Origin of the sequence: Onishia niordana (genome assembly GCF_004798965.1) — a bacterium.
In the GTDB taxonomy this organism is placed as follows: Bacteria; Pseudomonadota; Gammaproteobacteria; order Pseudomonadales; family Halomonadaceae; genus Onishia; species Onishia niordana.
In genome coordinates this window covers 175419-197865 of sequence record NZ_SDSD01000005.1, presented here as the reverse complement: position 1 = coordinate 197865, position 22447 = coordinate 175419, and the positions used below count along the sequence as shown (strand labels likewise).

The 22447-nt window shown below is 61.1% G+C and carries 23 protein-coding genes and 1 tRNA gene; 11 read left to right on the top strand and 13 right to left on the bottom strand.

The window, feature by feature from the left end:
- Positions 1 to 26: 26 nt before the first annotated feature.
- The 3 genes from moeA to mobA are packed head-to-tail and all read right to left on the bottom strand — an operon-like array spanning position 27 to position 2562.
- Positions 27 to 1322 carry a molybdopterin molybdotransferase MoeA gene (gene moeA / locus ETC27_RS11320; RefSeq protein ID WP_136255101.1) on the bottom strand — a complete coding sequence of 432 codons (1296 nt, stop codon included), beginning with the start codon at positions 1320 to 1322 and terminating at the stop codon, positions 27 to 29.
- Positions 1319 to 1927 carry a molybdopterin-guanine dinucleotide biosynthesis protein B gene (mobB, locus tag ETC27_RS11315; protein WP_136255100.1) on the bottom strand — a complete coding sequence of 203 codons (609 nt, stop codon included), beginning with the start codon at positions 1925 to 1927 and terminating at the stop codon, positions 1319 to 1321. Before mobB ends, moeA begins: the two co-directional genes overlap by 4 nt.
- Positions 1928 to 1965: 38 nt before the next feature.
- On the bottom strand, positions 1966 to 2562 hold the full coding sequence (gene mobA, locus ETC27_RS11310) for a molybdenum cofactor guanylyltransferase MobA (protein WP_136255099.1): 597 nt from the start codon (positions 2560 to 2562) through the stop codon (positions 1966 to 1968).
- Between the two features lie 188 nt (positions 2563 to 2750).
- Here mobA and ETC27_RS11305 point away from each other — a divergent pair, with 188 nt between their 5' ends.
- Positions 2751 to 3332 carry a cupin domain-containing protein gene (locus tag ETC27_RS11305; protein ID WP_136255098.1) on the top strand — a complete coding sequence of 194 codons (582 nt, stop codon included), beginning with the start codon at positions 2751 to 2753 and terminating at the stop codon, positions 3330 to 3332.
- Positions 3333 to 3349: 17 nt separating this feature from the next.
- Here the strand turns inward: ETC27_RS11305 and ETC27_RS11300 are convergent, their stop codons facing one another.
- The 7 genes from ETC27_RS11300 to ETC27_RS11270 all read right to left on the bottom strand — a co-directional run bounded on the left by ETC27_RS11300 (position 3350) and on the right by ETC27_RS11270 (position 9519).
- Positions 3350 to 4591 (bottom strand): uracil-xanthine permease family protein, encoded by a 1242-nt coding sequence (locus ETC27_RS11300; RefSeq protein WP_136255097.1) that lies wholly within the window; start codon positions 4589 to 4591, stop codon positions 3350 to 3352.
- Positions 4592 to 4749: 158 nt separating this feature from the next.
- The gene (upp, locus tag ETC27_RS11295; RefSeq protein WP_136255096.1) at positions 4750 to 5379 is read right to left on the bottom strand and encodes a uracil phosphoribosyltransferase; all 630 of its coding nucleotides are present in this window, start codon (positions 5377 to 5379) and stop codon (positions 4750 to 4752) included.
- Positions 5380 to 5481: 102 nt separating this feature from the next.
- Positions 5482 to 6165: a uracil-DNA glycosylase gene (ung, locus tag ETC27_RS11290; RefSeq protein ID WP_136255095.1), complete on the bottom strand. Its 684-nt coding sequence runs from the start codon at positions 6163 to 6165 to the stop codon at positions 5482 to 5484.
- A gap of 40 nt (positions 6166 to 6205) precedes the next feature.
- Complete coding sequence (gpt, locus tag ETC27_RS11285) at positions 6206 to 6709, bottom strand: xanthine phosphoribosyltransferase (protein WP_136255094.1); 504 nt, start codon at positions 6707 to 6709, stop codon at positions 6206 to 6208.
- 36 nt (positions 6710 to 6745) lie between these two features.
- Entirely contained in the window at positions 6746 to 7291 is a 546-nt protein-coding gene (locus ETC27_RS11280) for an adenine phosphoribosyltransferase (RefSeq protein WP_136255093.1), read from the bottom strand.
- Between the two features lie 19 nt (positions 7292 to 7310).
- Positions 7311 to 8615: an NCS2 family permease gene (locus ETC27_RS11275; protein ID WP_136255201.1), complete on the bottom strand. Its 1305-nt coding sequence runs from the start codon at positions 8613 to 8615 to the stop codon at positions 7311 to 7313.
- 277 nt (positions 8616 to 8892) lie between these two features.
- Positions 8893 to 9519 (bottom strand): riboflavin synthase subunit alpha, encoded by a 627-nt coding sequence (locus tag ETC27_RS11270; RefSeq protein WP_136255092.1) that lies wholly within the window; start codon positions 9517 to 9519, stop codon positions 8893 to 8895.
- 503 nt (positions 9520 to 10022) lie between these two features.
- Between ETC27_RS11270 and ETC27_RS11265 the strand changes: the two genes are divergently transcribed.
- The 4 genes from ETC27_RS11265 (at position 10023) to ETC27_RS11250 (ending at position 13275) form a co-directional block, all read left to right on the top strand.
- Entirely contained in the window at positions 10023 to 11066 is a 1044-nt protein-coding gene (locus ETC27_RS11265) for a methionine ABC transporter ATP-binding protein (protein ID WP_136255091.1), read from the top strand.
- Positions 11047 to 11700, top strand: coding sequence for a methionine ABC transporter permease (locus ETC27_RS11260; RefSeq protein ID WP_136255090.1), 654 nt, complete (start codon positions 11047 to 11049; stop codon positions 11698 to 11700). The genes ETC27_RS11265 and ETC27_RS11260 overlap by 20 nt, the downstream gene beginning before the upstream one ends.
- A 131-nt stretch (positions 11701 to 11831) precedes the next feature.
- A complete protein-coding gene (locus tag ETC27_RS11255; protein ID WP_136255089.1) occupies positions 11832 to 12653 on the top strand; it encodes a MetQ/NlpA family ABC transporter substrate-binding protein in 822 nt (273 codons plus the stop codon).
- Positions 12654 to 12786: 133 nt separating this feature from the next.
- Positions 12787 to 13275 carry a free L-methionine (R)-S-oxide reductase MsrC gene (locus ETC27_RS11250; RefSeq protein ID WP_136255088.1) on the top strand — a complete coding sequence of 163 codons (489 nt, stop codon included), beginning with the start codon at positions 12787 to 12789 and terminating at the stop codon, positions 13273 to 13275.
- A gap of 82 nt (positions 13276 to 13357) precedes the next feature.
- On the opposite strand, the gene ETC27_RS11245 is transcribed toward ETC27_RS11250, so the two are convergent.
- Positions 13358 to 13434, bottom strand: a tRNA-Val gene (locus ETC27_RS11245).
- 133 nt (positions 13435 to 13567) lie between these two features.
- Positions 13568 to 15085 carry a glycerol kinase GlpK gene (gene glpK, locus ETC27_RS11240; protein ID WP_136255087.1) on the bottom strand — a complete coding sequence of 506 codons (1518 nt, stop codon included), beginning with the start codon at positions 15083 to 15085 and terminating at the stop codon, positions 13568 to 13570.
- A gap of 254 nt (positions 15086 to 15339) precedes the next feature.
- On the opposite strand from glpK, the gene ETC27_RS11235 reads away from it, so the two are divergent.
- Together ETC27_RS11235 and glpD are read left to right on the top strand one after the other, a co-directional pair.
- Entirely contained in the window at positions 15340 to 16116 is a 777-nt protein-coding gene (locus ETC27_RS11235; RefSeq protein WP_136255086.1) for a DeoR/GlpR family transcriptional regulator, read from the top strand.
- Between the two features lie 436 nt (positions 16117 to 16552).
- On the top strand, positions 16553 to 18058 hold the full coding sequence (gene glpD, locus ETC27_RS11230) for a glycerol-3-phosphate dehydrogenase (protein WP_136255085.1): 1506 nt from the start codon (positions 16553 to 16555) through the stop codon (positions 18056 to 18058).
- A gap of 55 nt (positions 18059 to 18113) precedes the next feature.
- On the opposite strand, the gene ETC27_RS11225 is transcribed toward glpD, so the two are convergent.
- Positions 18114 to 18701, bottom strand: coding sequence for a histidine phosphatase family protein (locus ETC27_RS11225; RefSeq protein ID WP_136255084.1), 588 nt, complete (start codon positions 18699 to 18701; stop codon positions 18114 to 18116).
- Positions 18702 to 18822: 121 nt separating this feature from the next.
- Between ETC27_RS11225 and phnD the strand changes: the two genes are divergently transcribed.
- The 4 genes from phnD (at position 18823) to phnE (ETC27_RS11205) (ending at position 22297) form a co-directional block, all read left to right on the top strand.
- On the top strand, positions 18823 to 19818 hold the full coding sequence (gene phnD, locus ETC27_RS11220; RefSeq protein WP_136255083.1) for a phosphate/phosphite/phosphonate ABC transporter substrate-binding protein: 996 nt from the start codon (positions 18823 to 18825) through the stop codon (positions 19816 to 19818).
- Positions 19819 to 19897: 79 nt separating this feature from the next.
- The gene (gene phnC, locus ETC27_RS11215) at positions 19898 to 20692 is read left to right on the top strand and encodes a phosphonate ABC transporter ATP-binding protein (RefSeq protein WP_136255082.1); all 795 of its coding nucleotides are present in this window, start codon (positions 19898 to 19900) and stop codon (positions 20690 to 20692) included.
- Positions 20679 to 21494, top strand: a complete 816-nt coding sequence (gene phnE, locus ETC27_RS11210; protein WP_136255081.1) for a phosphonate ABC transporter, permease protein PhnE — start codon at positions 20679 to 20681, stop codon at positions 21492 to 21494. Before phnC ends, phnE (ETC27_RS11210) begins: the two co-directional genes overlap by 14 nt.
- Entirely contained in the window at positions 21488 to 22297 is an 810-nt protein-coding gene (gene phnE, locus ETC27_RS11205; RefSeq protein ID WP_136255080.1) for a phosphonate ABC transporter, permease protein PhnE, read from the top strand. Before phnE (ETC27_RS11210) ends, phnE (ETC27_RS11205) begins: the two co-directional genes overlap by 7 nt.
- Positions 22298 to 22447: the final 150 nt, after the last annotated feature.

Below are 22447 nucleotides of genomic sequence, written 5' to 3'. Positions count from 1 at the left end.
ATCGTACATACCATATTGTCGCACCATTAACCGCGATGCATAAATGGTTGAAGCAACACCGCATCACCCGCCTCGACACTCGCGTCAGATGCCGGGATTTCGATCAGGCAATTGGCGGCGACCATTGAGGAGAGGATACCGGATCCCTGGTGGCCGGTGCTGCGCACCCAGAGCTGCCCACTCTCATCAGAGTGATAGACACCACGCAGAAAGTCCACGCGTCCGTTACGACTCTTTAGTGCATCTTCGGCACGCGCCCTGAGCCTCAGTGGCTGCCAGTCATGCTCGCCCTGAAGGCGACGTATCAGTGGCTGAACAAACTGCAGGAAGGTCACCATCACGGCCACGGGATTTCCCGGCAGGCCGAAAAACGGTACGCGCTCGGCACCCAGGCGCCCAAAGGCCAGCGGCCGACCCGGGCGCATGGCGATACGCCAGAAACCAAGCGCCCCGGTCTCGGCAAGCGCAGGCTTGATCCAGTCCGCCTGGCCCACCGAGACACCACCGCTGGTGATAACCATATCCGCCGACTCAGCCGCTTCACGCAGGGCCGTGACCATCCCCTGCTCGGAATCTGCAAGGATCCCCAGATCGATGACCTCGACTCCGATGGCGGCGAGCAGCCCATGTAATGAGAAGCGGTTGGCATCATAGATGCCATCCGCCGGCAGTGCCTCACCGGGCGCGGTCACCTCGTCGCCGGTCGAGAAGATGGCCACTCTCAAGCGCCGAGAGACCCGGACCCTGTCGATACCCAAGGAAGCCAGCAGGCCAAGGTGCTCGGCGGCCAGCCGAGTGCCCGCGGTCAGCGCCACGGCTCCGCGACGCACATCTTCGCCTGCCTGGCGTACATTCTGACCTGTCTTCACCGTCTCGGGGCGTGTGACCCTTACGCTCGGTCGCTCGTCATCGGAAGATGACGCCTCGAGCTGCTCGCTCATGATCACCGTATCGGTACCCGCCGGCATCGGGGCACCGGTGGTGATGCGCACCGCCGCATTCGCAGGCACTGTCTCATGATAGCCGTGGCCGGCCAGGGATTCGCCCACCACTTCAAGAAAGGCGTACTCGGCGTCATCTTCCTTCACAGACGTCACAGCATCGGTCGGCCATGCCACGGCGATGCCGTCCATGGCGGCATTGGTGTTCTGCGGCACATCAATCGGCGAGGTGACATCTTCGGTCAGCACACAACCACGCAGGTCGGCCAAGGGCAGCGTCTGCTGCACGGGAGACGAACCCGCGGCAAACCCCAGAATGGCGTCCAGCGCCTCGTCCACCGACAACATGCGCTCGCCGAGATCAAAACAGGATAGGCTCACTTCTCCACCTCCTGATCCGTCATCCGACGCGCCGGCAGGCCGCGCTGCTCTGGCCAGCGGCTGGGCCAGCCGGCCACCCAGTCGGTAAGCGCATCAAGATCATCGAGCGATAGCGCTTCGACTCCTGTCGGCAAGGTGATCGGCGTGCTGCTGGCCACCGCCCGCACCCAGGGATCATCGGTGGCTCGCAGCGGCTTGCCAAGCGAGGAGCGGTGAAGCTCAAGCTTAGGCAGCGGCCAGGCCTTGAACCCCTCGATCAGCACCAGGTCCGGGGCCAGCGGTCGCACCTGCTCGATCAACGCCGCCAGATCGGGCTCTTCATTCTGCCCCGGGGTATTCATCATCAGCGCGATGCGGGAACGTGAGGCAATCAGCATCGGCGTGGCACCGGCCTCACGCAGGCGATGGCTATCCTTGCCCGGCTGATCGATATCGAACTGGTGATGCGCATGCTTGATCACCGCGGCACGGATGCCCCGCTCCGCCAGACGCGGCAGCAGCGCCTCAAGCAGGGTCGTTTTGCCGGTTCCGCTCCAGGCGGCGATGCACAAAAGCGGCAATGGCTCATCGGCCAGCTGGAGACTGTGTCGAGTCTGCTCACTCATGGGTTGCGACCCTTTTCGTGCGGCACGTATCTGGCTCCTTATGCGTCGCCGGCTCGCAACTGCTGTGCCAGCCGAGCCTTGTCGTCTTCGGTATTGAGATTGGCAAAGGCCGCGGGGCAATCACTGAAGTCTGCCCGCGTCCAGACATGGCGGGCGTACCATCGATCGATCTTGCGCTCGCCTTCTTTAAGTGCCTCACCAAGATCGGCGGTCAGATCTCGGCGAATCAGTGCCACAACCGGATGATCCCGCTCGCCATCATGGGCAACGGCGATATCAGCCTCTCCGATAGCCGCAATCAACCGCGCCACCAGGTCGTCGGGCAGTGCCGGGCTATCACAGGGCACGATGACCACCCAAGGCGTTTGAGCCGCCTCAAGCCCACTCCAGATCCCCATAAGGGGCCCCTGATAGCCGCTCTCCCGGTCGCTGATCACGCGACACCCCAACGCCCGGTAATCGTCGAGATGCCGATTGGCATTGATCAGCACCTCGGCTACCCGGCCGTCGAGGCTGCGTTTGGCATACTCGATCAACCGCGCTGAACCAAAGGGCTCCAGCCCCTTGTCGCGACCGCCCATGCGACGCCCCTGGCCGCCAGCCAGGATTACACCCGTTACATCATCATGCGTCATCTAACGCTCCCGTTTGGCCCCTGATTCACAAGGATTCTGACTAATGACAGCCTAACGCAAAGCCACCTGGCACGAACCCTTATCATGACAGTTGACCACCAAGGTCGCAGTCTAGAAAACGTCATGCTCTTAAGTTCCCGCTCATGAGTGGGTATCATGACGTAAAAGATCTTCAACAAGGGCCGCCCATGAGTGGATTTGATGTTGGCAACCGCCTCAAGCAGATGCGCTTGTCGCGAGATCTGTCGCAGCGCGAACTGGCCAAACGGGCTGGCGTCACCAATAGCACCATTTCACTGATCGAGCAGAACAGTGTCAGCCCGTCGGTGAGTTCGCTTAAGAAGATTCTCGATGCCATGCCAGTTTCCATCAGTGAGTTCTTCGCTGGCGAGAGCATTTCCCAGAAACAGGTCTTCTACCGATCCAGCGAGCTCACCGAGATCGGCGACAACACCCTGTCCTGGAAACTGGTGGGGGCGCGCCGACCCAATCGCAGCATGTCGATCATCCATGAGCACTACCCGCCCGGTGCCGATACCGGCCAGGAGATGCTGGAGCACGAAGGGGAAGAAGGCGGGGTGATCATCGCCGGCACCATCGAGATACAGGTCGGCGACGACATTCAGCAGCTGGAGGCAGGCGATGCTTACTACTTCGACTCACGCCTGCCCCACCGCTTTCGCAACATGGGGACCAGCGAATGCGTGATCGTCAGTGCCAATACCCCGCCGTCCTTCTCGGACGGCGGAGATGAGCAGCATCACGCCTGAATCATTGGCTTACTCGTTTACTCACCTTCCTTGGCCGGCGGCAACACGGCGTTGAGCACGATGCCCACCAGTGCAGCAAGACTCACGCCTTGCAGCGTGAATTGTCCACCGCCCACCTGCATGCCGCCAATGCCGAAGACCAGAATCAGCGACACGACCACCAGATTACGCGGCGCGGTCAGCGAGTGGCCGGCCCGTACTAGGGTGTTCATGCCCACCACTGCGATCGAGCCGAACAGCAGCGTCATAATGCCACCCATCACCGGTGATGGGATCGTCTGTAGCAATGAGCCGAGCTTGCCAAGGAAGGCCAGCACGATGGCGGTCACGGCGGCGATGATCATGATTCGCGGGTTGAAGGCGCGGGTCAGCGTCACCGCCCCCGTGACTTCGGAATAGGTGGTATTGGGCGGGCCACCGAGCAGCGCGGCGACGCTGGTGGCCAGACCATCTCCCAGCAGCGTGCGATGCAGGCCTGGCTTCTCGAGGTAGTTCTTCCTGGTCACCGAACCGATGGCCACCATGTCGCCTATATGCTCTACCGCCGGGGCAATGGCCACCGGGATCATGAAGAGTATCGCCGCCCAGTGGAATGTCGGGGCCGTGAATGACGGCAGCGCCAGCCAGGCCGCATTGTTCACGGGTGTGAAGTCGACAAGCCCCATCAGCAGCGCCAGTACGTAACCAGTGATGATGCCGCCCATGATCGGCACCAGCCGGATCAGGCCACGGCCAAAGACTGCCAGTACCAACGTCACCAGAAGGCTCGACATCGACAACACCAGCGCCTGACCAGAGCCAATGCTATCGCTGGTTTCGCCGGTAGCCATATCGACCGCCACCGGCGCCAGTGCCAGCCCGATCACCATGATCACCGGCCCCACCACCACCGCGGGCAGCAGATGGTGCAACCAGGCGGTGCCCTTGAGGCGCACGATCTGCGAGATCACCACATAGACAAGGCCCGCCGCCATCAAGCCCCCCATGGTCGCGGGAATGCCGAAGTTCTGAACCGAGCCCTGAATGGGCGCGATAAACGCAAACGACGACGCCAGAAAGACCGGCACGCTTTGACGCGTCACGCTGTGGAATACCAGCGTGCCGATACCCGCCGTGAACAACGCCACATTAGGGTCGAGCCCTGTCAGCAATGGCACCAGCACCAAGGCACCAAAGGCCACGAACAGCATCTGCACCCCGGTCAGCAGGGTGCGAAGCAAGGATTGTGTCGGCTCGGCGCCGGCGACCGTATCGGTCATGTCAGGTTCTCCGCATTCAGGAACAAAGGCATCGACCCCCATATGCTCAAGGGTCTCGTTATTGTCAGAGCATGTGTTTTCTGGACATGTACATTCAGGACACAGCAAAACGCCCCTGCGTGAAAACGTCAGGGGCGTCAGGGTCTATCACGTCAACATCAGCGAGTGCCGAATATCTTGTCGCCGGCATCACCGAGGCCCGGCACGATGTAGCCATTCTCGTCGAGACGCTCATCCACCGCCGCGGTGTAGATCTCGATATCCGGGTAGGACGCCTGGACACGCTTGATGCCCTCTGGCGCAGCGACCAGCACGATGACTTTCATCTGCTGACAGCCCCGTTCCCGTAGCATATCAAGCGTTGCCACCATCGAGCCGCCGGTGGCAAGCATCGGGTCGATGACGATCGCCTGACGCTCTTCGATGTCGTTGGCGAACTTGGCGAAGTACGGCACCGGCTCGAGCGTCTCCTCATTGCGATAGAGCCCCACCACGCTGATGCGAGCGCTGGGGATCAGGTCGGTGACGCCATCGAGCATGCCAAGGCCCGCACGCAGGATCGGCACGATGGTGACCTTCTTGCCCTTGATCTGGTCGATCTGGATCGGTTCGCCGCTCCAGCTCTCGATGGTGGTCGGCTCGACCTCGAGATCCTGAGTGGCTTCGTAGGTCAGCAGCTTGGCCACTTCCCCTGCCAGCTCACGAAAGCTTTTGGTGCTGATGTCATTGGCACGCATCAGGCCGAGCTTGTGCTTGACCAAGGGGTGGTTGATGGCATGAACGCTCATGGCGGCGGACCTCTTCGGGCACGGGATGGGACGAATGGCGGCTTTGTCGCATGAAGACCATGCACAAATTGCGCGCCATTCTACCCGGATCGATCGAAGAGGTTAAGGCTGATCAGGCAGTTGCCAGTCAACAGGGGGGCGGCCATGCTCGGCGAGGAAGGCATTTGCCTGCGAGAAATGGTGGTTACCAAAGAAGCCTCGGTGCGCCGAAAGTGGCGAGGGATGCGGCGATTCAAGCACCAGATGGCGCCTTGTATCGATCAATGCCTTCTTCTGGCGGGCATGACTTCCCCACAGCAGAAAGACACAGGGCGCACAGGCCTCACTGACGGTAGCAATGGCCCTATCCGTGAACGTTTCCCAGCCCCGGCCACGATGTGACGCCGCCTGACCCGCCTCGACGGTCAACACCGTATTGAGCAACAGCACGCCCTGGCGCGCCCAGCGCTCGAGATGGCCATGCTCGACGGGCGTGCATCCAAGGTCGCTTGAAAGCTCCTTGTAGATGTTCTTGAGCGACGGTGGCACCTTGACCCCAGGCTGTACCGAGAAGCACAGCCCATGCGCCTGATCCGGGCCGTGATAAGGGTCCTGACCGAGGATCACCACCTTGACCTGATCGAGCGGGGTCAGCTCGAAAGCGCGAAACCAGTTCGCGGAGTGCGGATAGATGACCCGATGCTCGCGCTTGTCCTTGGCCAGGGTGTCACGCAATTCTTGCATGTAGGGGGCGCCGAATTCAGCGCCCAGATAACGATCCCAACTCTGTGGCAGCGGGCTTTCCATAAGATCGGCTCCCTTCAACGAACGCTGCGCTGTTTCGACCTCAGGCATCGCCCTGGCCAGACGCCTCGCTGCGCATCCGATCCGCCAGCGGCTCGACATAGGCAACGCCCATGTCCCAGGGGAACTGGATCCAGCACTCCTGGCCCACCTCGGTCAGGAACTGATCGACCAGCGGCCGCCCTTCCGGCTTGGCATACACCGTGGCGAAGTGGGCCTTGGGCAGCATTTCGCGCACCTTGCGTGCGGTCTTGCCGGTATCGACCAGGTCATCCACCAACAGCCAGCCATCTCCGTCATGATCAATGCCTTTCATGACCTCAAGACCGCCCTGATCCATGTGGTCGTAGCTCTTGATACATACCGTATCGATCAAACGCAGGTTGAGCTCGCGCGCGATCAGGGCTGCCGGGATCAGCCCACCACGGGTAATGGCGATGATGCCCTTGAAGTCGCGCTCGACCAGCTGATGGCAAAGCTCGCGAACATCACGATGCAGCTGGTCCCAGGAAACAATGAAGTGTTGCTGATAGCGATTGGCGCTCATGACGGAATACCAAAAACGGAACGGAAAGGACGGGAATCACTCGTCCTCAGTGAAGGAGCAGACCGCGAAGACGCTGTAGCCGGCCTCGCGAATCTTGTCGGAACCACCGAGCTCAGGAAGGTCGATGATGGTTGCCGTCTCGACCACACGGCCACCGGAGCGGGTGATCAGGTTAGCCGCGGCGCACATGGTGCCGCCGGTTGCAATCAGGTCATCAACGATCAGGATGCGGTCGCCATGCTGGAAGGCATCGGCGTGCAGCTCGACCTCTGACTTGCCGTATTCCAAGGTGTAGGTTTCGGTGATGGTGCGAAACGGCAGCTTGCCCTTCTTGCGCACCGGCACAAAGCTACAACCAAGCTCATAGGCTAGCGGCGCGCCGATAATGAAACCGCGCGCATCAATGGCTGCCACGGCATCAATATCCATTTCCTGATAGCGGTGTACGAAGCTGTCGATCAGCTTGCGGAAGGCAGCACTGTTCTGCAGAAGCGGCGTGATATCACGGAAGTTGACCCCCGACTGCGGCCAGTCGGGAACGGTGCGAATCACGGATTTAATATAGTCGCCGTAGATGCTCATCGAAGATCGAATCCAGTGGTCAGTCGAGGAAGAAGAATTTGAGGACGAAGACGATCGCCAGCACGATTACCGCCGGGCTCAGGTCACTGAAGCGACCCGACAATGCCTTGATGGCAGCGTAGCTGATGAACCCAAGTGCGATGCCCTCGGCAATCGAAAAGGTCAGCGGCATCGCCAGGGCGGCGATCAGTACCGGCGCGGCTTCGGTCGCGTCGTCCCAGTCGGCATGGGCAAGACTGCCCGCCATCAGTGAGGCTACATAGAGCAGCGCCCCTGCCGTGGCATAGGCAGGAATCGAGCCGGCCAGCGGGGCAAAGAACAAACTGATCAGGAACAGCGCCCCCACCACCACCGCGGCAAGACCGGTACGACCGCCCGCGGCAATGCCCGACGCGCTCTCGATGTAACTGGTCGTGGTCGAGGTGCCAAGCGCGGCACCCGCCATCGAGGCGGTGGAGTCGGCCATCATGGCGCGACCCACACGCGGCAGCTTACCGTCCTTGTCGAGCAGCCCGCCGCGCTGGGCGACACCGATCAGGGTCCCCGAGGTATCAAACAGATCGACGAACAGGAAGGCAAAGATCACGCTGAACATCGCCACATCGAAGGCGCCGGCGATATCCATGGCCATGAAGGTCGGCGCCACGGAGGGCGGCATCGACATCACGCCCGCATACTCATTGTGCCCAAGCAGCATCGACAGCACGGTAACACCCAGGATGCCGATCATCACGGCACCTGTGATGCGCAGGTGTGAAAGCGCGGTGATCACGAAGAAGCCACCCAGAGCATAAAGCGCCGACGGCTGAGTCAGATCGCCAAGCGATACCAGTGTCGCCGGATTATCGACCACGATGCCGGCGTTCTTGAGTGCGATCATGGCAAGGAAGAGGCCGATACCCGCCGCAATGCCCAGTCGCAGGGACATGGGAATGGAGTTGATGATCCACTCACGGATGCGAAATACACTGAGCAGGAAGAAGGTGAAACCAGAGAGGAAAACGGCGCCCAGGGCGGTCTCCCACGTATAGCCCATGCCCAGCACCACCCCATAGGTGAAGAAGGCATTGAGCCCCATGCCCGGCGCCATGGCGATCGGGTAATTGGCCCACAACCCCATGATCAGACAGCCAATGGCAGCGGCCACACAGGTCGCCACGAATACCGCCCCGTAATCCATCCCCGCTTCCGAGAGAATGCTCGGGTTAACGAAGATAATGTAGGCCATGGTCAGGAAGGTCGTGACCCCGGCGATGATCTCGGTGCGAACATTGGTCTTGTGCTCGCTGAGCTTAAAGTGGTTGTCGAGCAATCGTTTCAACATCGGCATTACCCTACCCTGGCGCGTGGACCTGGATGGTCCGGGTGCGAGAAAAGCCGCACATCTTACCCTATCGGCCAAGGCCGAAGCGATACGTTAGGCGGCATCCTGATACGGCGCGGCCGGCGAACCTTGTGGGATCACCGGCCGCAGCGAGGCGTCATGCAGAGGCCTTCGCTTGGCTATTTACAAGCAAGCGCCAAGCCAGTGTCACGCATGATCATCAACGAAAACTTGACGGAATGGTCAATTCGATCCCTCTTCACCAAGGTCTCGCCAGTTAGCCACGACGGGCCATCACCCGCTCGACCGTCTCGACAATCGCCTGGGTCTGCGGGTCGATCTCGATGTTGACGTAATCGCCAGGCTTGCGATCACCAAGCGTGGTACGCGCCAGGGTTTCTGGGATCAGGTTCACACAGAAGCGAGGGCTACTGCCCACCTCATCGGGTCGCACCTCGCCGATGGTCAGGCTAATGCCATCGACACCGACATAGCCTTTGTCAAAGAGGAAACGTCCATAGGCGGCAGGTACCGAGAACCACAGACGACGATTATTGGGCGCCTCTTCGAGTTCGACCAATTCGGCCATGCAAACCACATGACCCGACATGGCATGTCCGCCGATCTCGTCACCGAAACGCGCCGCCCGCTCGATATTGATGCGATCACCGACGTTGACTGCACCAAGGTTGGTCAGGCGCAGCGTCTCGCGCATCAGATCCACCCAGACATGGCTGCCATCGATAGCCGTTACCGTCAGGCAGGCGCCGTTGTGTGACACCGAGGCACCGGTCTGAAGCCCATCGCAAAGCTCGGACGGCAGGGCCATCTCGAATGTCTTGAAGTCCGCTTTGTCGGTCACTGACACCAGGGTAGCGGTGCCTTGTACAATACCCGTAAACATGGTGATCCTCTGCGTGCGACATCATCCGGGCGACTCAACGCCCACCAGGATATCGAGTCTACCAGCCAGAAAGGCCACCAAGCAGGATCTTGTCGAGAGAGTTCTATTAAAAGGGCCCTGTTTAAGGCGCTCTGGCAACCCGTATGAATGCCCCTGCACGAGTAGATGCGGCGCAACGACCGCACCTTTTGGTACCTATCGCTACAAAGGCAGCGATATATGCTGGGTATTGAGGCGATAGACCGAAACTTGTACCAAGTTTGTTGACACCCCAGGGTCGTCACCCTAAGATTCACCCCACTTTTTTGGCGCCGATTTGTACCCGGCTTGCGGGCGCCCTCGTCCGGCTCGGATTCGTCGAGCCAAGCGGGAAGTGCAGCTAAAAGGGTGTGTCCAGCGTTGATGGCCACCCGTCAGGGTGGCCTTTTTTTTCGCACTGGACTGCCCCTTCCCTGCTTCGAAAGCCCGCATTCCCATCGATCGGCCAGCGACTCGACGGACCCATGATCAGACTCGAAAACGTCTCCAAGACATACGGCAGCGGTGCTCATGCCATTCAGGCCTTGAAGCACGTCGACCTGCATGTCCCCAAGGGCAGCATCCACGGCGTCATCGGCCTGTCCGGTGCAGGCAAGTCAACGCTGATTCGCTGCGTCAACCTTCTCGAACGCCCGTCCACCGGCAGCGTCCAGGTGGATGGCGAAGAGCTCACCCAGCTGAATGGTCAGAGCCTCAACCATGCTCGCCATCAGATCGGCATGATCTTCCAGCATTTCAACTTGCTGGCCTCGCGCAGTGTCTATGACAACATCGCCCTGCCGCTGGAACTGGTGGGCATGAGCAAGGCCGCCATCCAGGAGCGCGTCATGCCGCTGCTTGACCTGACGGGGCTTGCCGACAAGGCCGACAAGTATCCGGCCGAGCTTTCCGGTGGACAGAAGCAGCGCGTGGCCATTGCCCGGGCGCTGGCCAGTCGCCCCAAGGTGCTGTTGTGCGATGAGGCGACCTCGGCGCTGGACCCACAGACGACCGGCTCGATCCTCGAGCTGCTCAAGGACATCAACCAGCAGCTGGGCCTGACCATTCTGCTGATCACCCATGAGATGGAAGTGGTCAAGACCATCTGCCATCGAGTGGGTCTGATTTCCGACGGCGAACTGGTCGAAGAAGCCGACGTCGGCGATTTCTTCACCGCGCCCAAGACGCAGCTGGGCCGTGAGTTTCTCAATAACTTTCTGGAGCTCGAGCCGCCCCAGGCGCTGGTCGAGCGACTCGAAGCCACACCCAATGAGCACAGCCACCCTGTGGTGCGCCTGGCCTTCGGCGGGGCTGCCGTAGCCACCCCACTGGTATCGCGACTGGCGCGGGAGTGTGGCGTGGATGTCAGCATCCTGCAGGCCAAGGTGGAGTCGATTCAGGGACGCACCCTGGGGCTGATGATCGCCGAGCTGATCGGCGACACCAACGACACGCGCAAGGCCCTTGAATACCTGGAAAACCACGATCTAAAAGTGGAGGTGCTTGGTCATGTCCAGCGCAATGCTTGAACTGATTCTCGAGGCGACCCTCGATACCCTTTACATGGTCGGCGTCGCCGGGCTTATCGCGGCGGCGGCAGGCATTCCGCTGGGCGTGCTGCTCTACGTCACTCGCCCGGGGCAGATCCTCGCCAATCCGGTGACTCAGAAGGTGCTGGCCATCGTCACCAACGTGGGCCGCTCTATCCCCTTCATTATTCTGATGGTGGCGATCATTCCCTTCACGCGACTGATTGCTGGCAGCTCGATCGGCACCAACGCCGCCATCGTGCCGCTGACCATTGCGGCGATTCCCTTTGTCGCTCGCCTGGTGGAAGGTGCACTCAACGAAGTGCCGCCGGGGCTGATCGAGGCCGCACAATCGATGGGCGCTACCCCCTATCAGATCATTACCAAGGTGCTATTGCCGGAGGCCAAGGGCGGCATCATCAACGGCATGACCATCACCGTGGTGACACTGATCAGCTACTCGGCCATGGCCGGCGCTGTCGGCGGCGGCGGTCTTGGTGACCTGGGCATTCGCTACGGCTACAACCGCTTTGACCCGGTCGTCATGCTGATTACCGTGGCCATTCTGGTGGTCATGGTGCAGGGCTTTCAGAGCATCGGCGACCACCTGGTGCGCAAGGCAGACCACAAGTAACGATCGCGTTCTGCCGGGATGGCAGAGCGACAGACGGCGCCGGATGCTACCCATTCGGTTTGCCACTACACCACTCGCCTATCCGGCGAGATAACATTCGCGGCTTTTTAGCCTCATGGGAGAGCATCACGATGACCAACACCCTGGCAACTCTGCTTCGCCCCAGCCGCCTGCTGGGGGCTGCTGCCCTTGTCGGCACGACTCTGCTTGCCGGTTGCGGCAGCGATGAAGACCAGACGCTCAAGATCGGCACGGTGGCCGGGCCCGAGACCGACGTCATGCAGGTGGCGCTTGGCATCGCCAAGGAAGAATATGACCTGGATGCCGAGATCGTCGAGTTCACCGATTACGTCTCGCCCAACGCCGCGCTGGCCGACGGTAGCCTGGATGCCAACGCTTTCCAGCATGAGCCGTACATGCAGAGCATGGTCGAAGACCGTGACTATGACTTCGCCATCGCCGGGCGCACCTTCGTCTATCCGATCGGCGCCTACTCCGAGAAATTCGATAGCATCGAAGAGCTGCCGGAAGGTGCCGTTATCGCGCTGCCGAACGATCCGTCCAACGAAGGACGCGCCCTGATCCTGATGCACAACCAGGGCTTGATCGAGCTTGAAGATCCGCAGAACCTTGAAGCGACGCCGATCGACATCATCGATAACCCGAACGACTTCGAGTTTCGCGAGATCGAGGCTGCTCAGCTGCCGCGCGTGCTGCCCGACGTCGACTTGGCCTTCATCAATAACACCTTCGCTCAGCCGGCCGGCCTGAGCCTGGACGACGCCCTGATCAAGGAAGGCCCCGAGTCTCCCTACGTCAACCTGATCGTGGTACGTGGTGGCGACGAAGACCGCGAAGCGATCAAGCAGCTGGTCGATGCCTATCAGAGCGAGGCCGTCATCGAAAAGGCTGAAGAACTGTTCAAAGGCGCAGCGGTTCCCGGCTGGAAGTAATTCCTACGCTTAGCTCCCAAGCCACCTGTTAACGCCAGCGCCTCGAGCGCTGGCGTTTTACCGTCTGATGCCGGCCTCGCTTTTACTGCCTACTGCCATGCCGTCTTAACCTGCAAAGACACAAGGACCGATCATGACCCAGAATCGCGCTGAACTGCCCGAGACCGACTATGGCCTGCTTGCCCGCCAGCTCGAGGCTCTGCTCGACACGCGCGACGCCCTGACCAACACGGCCCAGACCTGCGCCTTTATCACGCAGAGCGTACCGGGCCTTAACTGGGCGGGCTTCTACCTGCATCGCAAGCCAGAGACACTGATACTGGGCCCCTTCCAGGGCAAGCCTGCCTGCAATCCCATCCCCTTTACCAAAGGCGTCTGTGGTGCCGCGGCCCGCAGCCGTGTCACTCAGCGGGTCGATGACGTGCACGCCGTTGAAGATCACATCGCCTGCGACGCGGATTCACGCTCTGAACTGGTCATTCCCCTCTCGAGCGGTGATCAGTTATGGGGCCTTCTCGACCTCGACAGCCCACTGCCCGCGCGTTTCAACGACCAGGACCAGGCCGGCATCGAGGCACTGATGAAGATCTTCATTGAGCGCACCGATCTGGCGACGCTCTGACGGCATACCCCCAGAGATCGCCGAGAAAGAAACGTCCAGAACGAAAAAACCCCGCAGCCATGGGCTGCGGGATTTTAGAATTTGGTAGGACCGAGCGGATTTGAACCGCTGACCTCCACGATGTCAACGTGGCGCTCTAACCAACTGAGCTACGGTCCTGCATCAACTGCTGCATGACAAGCGATGCTTGCCTCGGCAACGGAGACGTATTCTACCCATCGCAGCGCAGATTGCAAGTCTCTTGCCTAAAAAAACTGATGGCAACTCAATCGCTTGGCGAGCAGTGTGATCCTCAGAGCACGACCACCTGATCATCACCTGCCTGGGCTTCACTCTTCACCCGCCGCACGGCCTCGCACCAGCCCTGATAGAGTTTTTCACGCTCCGCTTCAGGCATCTCCGGGGTAAAGGTACGCTCGCCATTCCAGAGCGCGGCGACCTCATCCAGGTCGCGATACCACCCGATATGCAGCCCGGCAAGATAGGCCACGCCCAGAGCCGTGGTCTCGAGCACTTGAGGACGATCGACGGGCACGCCCAGCATATCGGCCAGAAACTGCATGACCCAGTTGTTGGCGACCATGCCTCCATCCACCCTCAGGGTGCCGGTGGACGCAGCGATATCGTCATCCATGCAGGCCTGCAGGTCACGGGTCTGAAAGCACACCGACTGCAGGCCGGCGGCGACCAGCTCGGCGATGCCGGTGCTACGTGTCAGCCCGAAAATGGCGCCACGCGCCTGAGGGTCCCAGTGCGGGGCACCAAGACCAGTAAAGGCCGGAACCAGGTAGACACCATGACCACTGCGCGTGGTGCTTGCCAACTGCTCGGTTTCGGCCGCATCGGCGAACAGCTTGAGGCCATCGCGTAGCCACTGTATGGCAGCACCGGCAACGAAGATACTGCCCTCCATGGCGTACGTGACCTTGCCATTGAGTCGATACCCCACGGTGGTCAGCAAGCGGTTTCGAGATGTCTCGGCCTTGTCGCCGGTATTGAGAATCATGAAGCAGCCAGTGCCATAGGTGCTCTTGCCCATCCCGGGCTCGAAGCAGGCCTGACCGACCAGTGCCGCCTGCTGATCGCCGGCAATGCCGGCTACCGTGATCGGCGCTCCGAACAGATGCGCATCGACGCTACCAAAGTCATCACTCGAATCCTTCACCTCCGGCAACAGGCTCTCCGGAATCCCGAACAGTTCGAGCAGGTCTGAATCCCAGCACTGGGTATGGATGTTGAACAGCGCGGTACGCGATGCGTTGGTCGCGTCGGTGGCATGTATGCGCCCGCTGGTCAGACGCCAGAGCAGGAAGGTATCGACAGTCCCAAAAGCCAACTCGCCGGCCTCGGCACGCTCACGCACGCCGGGCACCTCATCGAGAAGCCACTTGAGCTTGGTCGCTGAGAAGTAGGGATCAATCAGGAGGCCAGTGCGCTCACGAATCAGTTCGCCATGACCCTGATCGCCAAGGCGCCGACATACGTCATGTGTGCGTCGATCTTGCCAGACGATGGCCGAATAGACCGGCTTGCCGGTCACGCGATCCCAGACCAGGGTGGTTTCCCGCTGGTTGGTAATGCCGATGGCCGCCACTTGATCGGCCGCGAGACCGGCCTTCTCAAGCACGGCGCGACAGGTGCGCTCGACAGTCGCCCAGAGATCCTCCGGATCATGCTCCACCCAGCCATCTGCAGGAAAGTGTTGCTCGAACTCCTCCTGAGCCGAGGCCAACACTTCCCCTTCCCGGCTAAACAGGATGGCACGAGAACTGGTCGTTCCCTGGTCGATGGAGAGGATGCAGGAGGCCATGAAACAGATTCCTTTGACTAGACGACTATATCGCCCTTGCTGGGGCGGCATGAGGTTTCGCTTTTGCATCATGAAAAGGCAAAGCAATGTTCACTTTACAACAACTGCCAGGGCGGGCGGGACACATTACACCATCGTCTAACACCTCACCAATGCGATGACCACGGCACCAACGCCCGGCCGTTTCTTGCTAACATTAACGCCAACGCGGCCAGCCGCGATCCATATTTACCTTTAGCCAGACCGGGCCCGTCATGATTCAGCAGAAACGCCACGATGCCATCATTGCTCTGGTCAAACATCAGGGCTATGCCTCTATCGAGCAGTTGACCCGCGACTTCGGCGTCACGCCTCAGACGATCCGCCGCGACCTCAATGCGCTATCCAACGAGGGGCTGATTCGTCGCGTTCACGGCGGCGCAGGCCTTGAGTCGAGCACCGTCAACACTGCCTACCACACGCGCAAGACACTGAATGTCGAAGCCAAGCGTCGCATTGCCGACTATCTTGCTTCGCAGATTCCCGATCACGCCTCGCTGTTCATCAACATCGGGACCAGCAACGAACTGGTGGCTGAGGCGCTGCAGCATCACCAGGGCCTGGAAGTCATAACCAACAACCTCAACGTGGCGGCGATCCTGCAGCACAAGGAGGATTTCAACGTTATCGTGGCTGGCGGCCAGGTACGCTCACGGGATGGCGGCATCATCGGTGAAGCGGCCATCGACTTCATCAATCAGTTCAAGGTTGACGTGGGTATCATCGGCATCAGCGGTATCGACGAGGACGGCTCATTACTCGAGTTCGATTACCAGGAAGTGCGAGTCGCTCAGGCTATCATCCAGAACTCTCGCCAGGTTTTCCTGATTGCCGATCACTCGAAGTTTCACCGTAATGCGGTCGTCCGCCAGGGCCGAATCACCCAGATCGACGCCCTGTTCACGGATCGAGAGCCACCCGAGGCGATCCGCCGACTGCTGGACAGCAACGACGTGGCCGTTCATATCGCACCAACGAATTCCAAGACCTGACGATAAAATCTAACATCAGGACCTGACAGCTAGGCCTTGTCCGAAAATTCGACGAGCGAAGGATAGACAAGGCAAAAATCAGCGAAAAAAGGACCTGGCCCGCGCACGAGCAGATTTTTAACGCCGTATAGCCGAGCGTAGACACTTTTCAGACCTAGCCTAAGGCCCCGGCGCCAGACCTCTACCCCACCATCGTCAAACATGTTGCCCCGTGCTTCATAAGCGGGCCTCTTCCTGCTCTCGCCCCGTGGCCACGCTTCAAGCCACTACCGCCAGCCTATTCCTACCACGTCGCGCCTGGCAGCCGCCATGAAACATAGCCGCTTTCGATTTGCATCTTTGGTGTTCGCTTTTCTATACTACATTTTCTAAAACGAACACACCTTGGGCGCATCGGCATTTGTCCCTCTGGGCCCTATATCTCGCGGAGCAAGCCATGCGTGATCCCCAGCAGAATGAGCTTCTCGATATATTTATCGTCGGTGGCGGCATCAATGGTGTCGGCATCGCCAATGATGCGTCGGGGCGCGGTTTGAAGGTCGGGCTATGCGAGCAGGCCGACCTGGCAAGCGCCACGTCTTCGGCGAGTAGTAAGCTGATTCACGGCGGGTTGCGCTACCTTGAGCACCGTGAGTTCCGCCTGGTGCGCGAGGCCCTCCACGAGCGCGAGGTACTGCTCAGTAAAGCCCCGCATATCGTCTGGCCACTGCGGTTCATTCTTCCCCACCAGCCGCACCTGCGGCCGGCCTGGATGATTCGTGCCGGCTTATTCCTGTATGACCACTTAAGCCAGCGCGACAGCCTGCCGGCGTCCAAGAGCTTGCGCTTCGATGCAGCGAGCCCCTTGAAGCCTGGCATCACCCGCGGTTTCGAATACTCCGACTGCTGGGTCGATGATGCACGTCTCGTCGTACTCAACGCCCTTCAGGCAAAGGATCTGGGCGCCGAAATTCTGACCCGCACCCGTTGCATCGACGCGCGCGAAGAAAACGGCGAATGGCATATCACCCTCGAAGCGCGCGATACGGGACACCAGATGACCCGGCGCGCCAAGACATTGGTGAATGCAGCCGGCCCCTGGGTGGAATCGTTCATCAGCGGAAAGACCACCCGCCGATCGCGCTACGGTATTCGCATGATCCAGGGCAGCCATTTGGTGGTGCCCCGCATCAATGCCGACGAGCGCGCCTACATCTTGCAAAACAACGACGGGCGTATCGTTTTCGTGCTGCCCTACCAGCAGGACTATAGCCTGCTGGGGACCACTGACCGGCGCTATGAGGGCGACCCGGCCAAGGTTTCTGCCAGCGACGAGGAGACCGACTACATCCTCGATGTCATCAACGCCCACTTCCGTCAGACGCTTAGCCGAGACGATATCGTCACCACGTTCTCCGGCGTGCGCCCGCTGTGCGATGACGAGTCCGCCGATCCTTCGGCCATGACCCGTGATTACACCCTTGACCTGGATGACTCAGGCGCGCCGCTGCTATCGATATTTGGGGGCAAGATCACCACTTACCGCCGACTGGCGGAGGCCGCCATGGACAAGCTGTCGCCGTTGCTGCCAGACATGGGTCCCAGCTGGACCGCCGAGAAGCCGCTGCCGGGTGGCGATATCGGCAGTCAGGAAAGCTTCGTCGCCCGCTTGGTGCGCGAATACCCCTTCCTCGGCGAATCCCGGGCTCGACGCCTGGCGTCGAGTTACGGCAGTTTGTGCCTTGGCTTTCTGGCCGATGCCCGTGGTGAAGAAGACCTTGGCGAGAGATTCGGCGCAGGACTCACCGCGGCAGAGGTCAACTACCTTATCGAGCATGAATGGGCACGTAACGTCGAGGATATTCTCTGGCGACGCACCAAACTGGGGCTGAGACTCTCCACGGAAGAAGTGAGCCACTTGGGGCACTACATCCGTACTCGCAACGGGGCTCAGGCCGCCTGACATCAAGGCATGAACGGACGCTGAAGCTATCCGCCGCAGCGCCTGACAGGCCAGGTTACAAGACGGTAATGCTGGCCGGCGCCAGGGGCTCGCGCTCTCGGTGGCGGCTAAGTGGGCGCCCCTCCAGGGCGGTCAGCAGGATCTGCAGCGGGTCGCCGTGACTGACCAGCAGGATCGTCTCTTCACGGTGGCGACACTCAACCTCGTCGATTACCGCACGCATCCGCGCCGCCACATCGACCACGGCCTCGACACCCCCATGGCGATGCGCCGGGTCCCGGGCATCACGTGCCCACACCTGTGCATAGCGGTCATCGCTCTCCCCTTCGAGGCTTCCAAAATGGCGCTCACGCAGGCGCGGCTCGGCGGTGAGCGCCAGGCCGACATGTCGCGCGACGCATTCGGCGGTCTCAGTGGTACGACGAAAATCCGAGTGCAGAATCCTTGTTGGCCTCGCCCAGCGCCACTCGGCCAGCAGGGTGTCGAGCTGCGAGCGACCGTGGGGCGACAGGCCGAACTCCGTCAGGCCAAGCGACGGCGAGCTGATGATGCGCCCCTCCTGGTTAGCCTGGCTGTGGCCGTGGCGCATCAGCAGGTAGTGATTGCGCCAGGCACCCTTGGCGGGGGGGAAAGTGTTTGACATGGTTTCGAGACAAACCCTAGATTGAAGGTGGTTATTCGGAATCAATCATCAATAACAATTGACATATAGGTTTCCGAAAGCTTGATACAACAATAATCGAACAATAATCATGAGGCACGCCATGATCCACCCTCTAGCCCGATCAGGAAGACTCCCGCTCGCCACTCTTGCCTTCTTTTCACTGCTGCCGCTGGCCGTCGGACAAGCACAGGCTCAACAAGACTGCGAGAGAGGCGCCCTGGCCGACATTTATTGCGACGAGAATGGCGACATGGTCGCCGACCGGCCGACAGACGAGTCCGAATGGGCCAATCCCGACACGCTGATCTTCGCCTACACCCCGGTCGAGGATCCGGCCATCTACTCCGACATCTGGCAGCCGTTCATCGAGCACCTCGAGGAGGTCACCGATCGCGACGTCCGCTTCTTCGCCGTGCAGTCCAACTCGGCCCAGGTCGAGGCCATGCGCAGCGGCCGCCTGCACATCGCCGGCTTCTCCACCGGCCCGACGCCCTTCGCCGTCAACCTGGCGGGCGCAGTGCCCTTCGCCCTGATGGGCTCGGACGACGGCCGCTTCGGCTACACCCTGCAGCTCTACACCCACGTCGATTCCGGTATCGACGAGATGGAGGACCTCAAGGGCAAGCGGGTCGCCCACACCTCGCCGACCTCCAACTCCGGCAACCAGGCGCCCAGGGCGCTGTTCCCCGAGATGGGCATCGTGCCCGACGAGGACTACGAGGTCGTCTACTCCGGCAGCCACGACCAGTCCATGCTCGGCGTGGTGGCCCAGGACTACGACGCCGCCCCGGTGGCCTCGGAGGTGGTCGATCGCATGGCCGCCAGGGGGCTCTATGATCCGGAGGACGTCAAGATCATCTACGAGTCCGACAGCTTCCCGACCACCTCCTACAACTACGCCCACAACCTGCATCCGGATCTGGTGGAAAAGATCGAGGAGGCCTTCTTCAGCTTTGATTTCGCCGGCACCGAGCTCGGCGAGGAGTTCGAGGGCGTCGAGAAGTTCATCCCCATCAACTACCAGGACAACTGGAAGGTCATCCGCACCATCCAGAATGCCAACGGCGTCGAGTACACGCCCGACAACCTCCAGTAACCTTCGCGAGTCAGCAGCGCCGGCCTTCCCGGAAGGCCGGCGCCGTCGTCTTGGCGATCCTTTCTCGACGGACCCCTCCATGCTAGAGATATCCAACCTGATCAAGCGCTACGGCCGAGATGAGCCGGTACTCAAGGGGCTCGACCTGACCGTGGAAGGCAACAGCGTCGTCTCGATCGTGGGCGCCTCCGGCGCCGGCAAGAGCACGATGCTGCGCTGCATAAACCGCCTGGTGGAGCCCACCTCCGGCTCGATCAAGCTCAACGGCACCGAACTAGTCACGCTGCGCCATGCCGAGTTGCGCCGTGCCCGACGCAAGATCGGAATGGTCTTCCAGGGCTTCAACCTGATCGATCGTCTCACCGTGATGGAGAACGTGCTGGCCGGACGACTCGGCTACGTCAACCTGTTTCAGGCCATCACTCGCCGCTATCCGGCCGCGGACATCGAACGAGCCTTCGTGCTGATGGAGCGCGTAGGCATCGCCCACTATGCCAACAAGCGCGCCGACGAACTTTCCGGCGGCGAGCGCCAGCGTGTCGGCGTGGTGCGGGCACTGATGCAGGAGCCCGAGGTACTGCTCGCCGATGAGCCCACGGCCTCGCTGGACCCGCGCACCTCCGAGCAGATCATGGTGCTGCTGCAGAGCCTGGCGAGCGAGTTATCGCTGCCAGTGCTCATCAATATCCACAACGTGGCTCAGGCAAGGACCTACACCGACCGCATCGTCGGGCTCCGCCACGGCACGATGATCTTCGATGGCATCCCTTCGGACTTCGACAAGGACGCCTTGGACGCCATCTATGGCGGCATCGAGGCACCAGAGGACGAACCGGCTCCACCGGCCGAGGAGGTGCACGATGGCCACGCCTGAGCACGAGGAGTCCGCTATTCCGCGCACCTGGCGCAAGCCACCTTTCATCGCCAACCCACTGGTGCGCTACGGCCTGCTGGTAGTGCTGGTGGCCTACCTGATCTGGGCGTTCGGCAGCCTGCCGTTCAACTGGGAGCGGATCAGCGAGGGGTTGCCGCGGGCAGCGCGCATCTTCGGTGGCGGCTTCCCCCCCACCCTGTCGCGCTTCGACCTACTGCTCACCGGCTTCACCGAGAGCCTGCAGATCGCCATCATGGCCACCCTGCTCGGCGTACTGCTGTCGGTGCCCTTCGCGGTAATGGCGGCGCGCAACATCGCGCCGCTGCCGATCTATCTGCTGGGGCGCGCGGTGATCATCATCTCGCGCAGCTTCCACCCGGTGATCGTCGCCATCCTGTTCGTGGCAGCGGTAGGCTTCGGCCCGCTGGCGGGGATCCTGACGCTGACCCTCTACTCCATCGGCTTCGTCGGCAAGCTGCTCGCCGAGGAGATCGAGGAGATCGACTGGGGGCAGGTGGAGGCCATGCGCTCCACCGGCGCCGGCTACCTGGCGACGCTGTACTACGCCGTCTTTCCGCAGATCCTGCCACGCCAGGTGGGGCTCTCCATGTATCAGCTCGACAGCAACCTGCGAGCATCCGCGGTGGTGGGCATCGTGGGCGCCGGCGGCATCGGCAGCACGCTGATGAACGCCTTCGGGCGCTACGACTATGACTTTGCCTTCGCCATCCTACTGGTGATCATCGCAGTGATCCTGGCCAGTGAAGGCGTAAGCGGCTGGGTGAGGAAGAAGATATGGTAGATGATGCCGACCTGTTGGCCGATCGCGTCTGGCGACGGCACAACCCCAAGCAGCAGCTGATCCGCTATGGCGTGATGCTGCTGACCCTGATGGTGGTCGTCTGGGCGGTGCGCGACATCGACATCTTCTGGCCCTGGGTGTGGGACGCACCCAACCAGATCTCGAGCCTGGGGGCACGCATGTGGCCGCCGGATCCGAGCCGGCTCGGCGAGATCGTCGATGCCATGATCGAGACGGTGCACATCGCCACCCTGGCGACGATGCTGACCATCTTCATCGCCCTGCCGGTCTCCTACATCGCCGCCCAGAACACCACCCCCAACCGCGCCTGCCTGTGGCTGGGGCGCTTCATCCTGGTCTCCAGCCGCTCGGTGAACACCATCATCTGGGCGCTGCTGTTCGTGGCGATCTTCGGCCCCGGCGTGCTGGCGGGGATACTCGCCATCATGTTCCGCTCGGTGGGCTTCATCGGCAAGTTGATGGGCGAGGCCATCGAGGAGATCGACCGCCGCCCGGTGGAGGCCATGGAGGCCACCGGCGCCTCCAAGGCCAAGGTGATCGCCTACGCGGTGGTGCCACAGGTGATGCCGGCGTTCTTCGCCATCGTCATCCTACGCTGGGACATCAACATCCGCGAGTCCACCGTGCTGGGACTGGTGGGCGCCGGCGGCATCGGGGTGATCCTGCAGGGCTCCATCGATACCTTCGCCTGGCCAACCGTGGCGACGATCCTGATCGCCATCATCGCGCTGGTGCTGGTCGGCGAAGCCATTACTGGCCTTTTACGCCGCAAGGTGCTGTGACGCGCACTAAAGATGCAAGCCGCGAGGGGGAACACGTCTGGGCCTGCGGGCTTCAGGCGTCTTTCCTCATCCGGCGGCTATCCTAGGGATCTTGAGGGCCGCTCCCGGGAATGCTCCAGAACGGCCCGACGCTCTCATGCGGCATGGAGA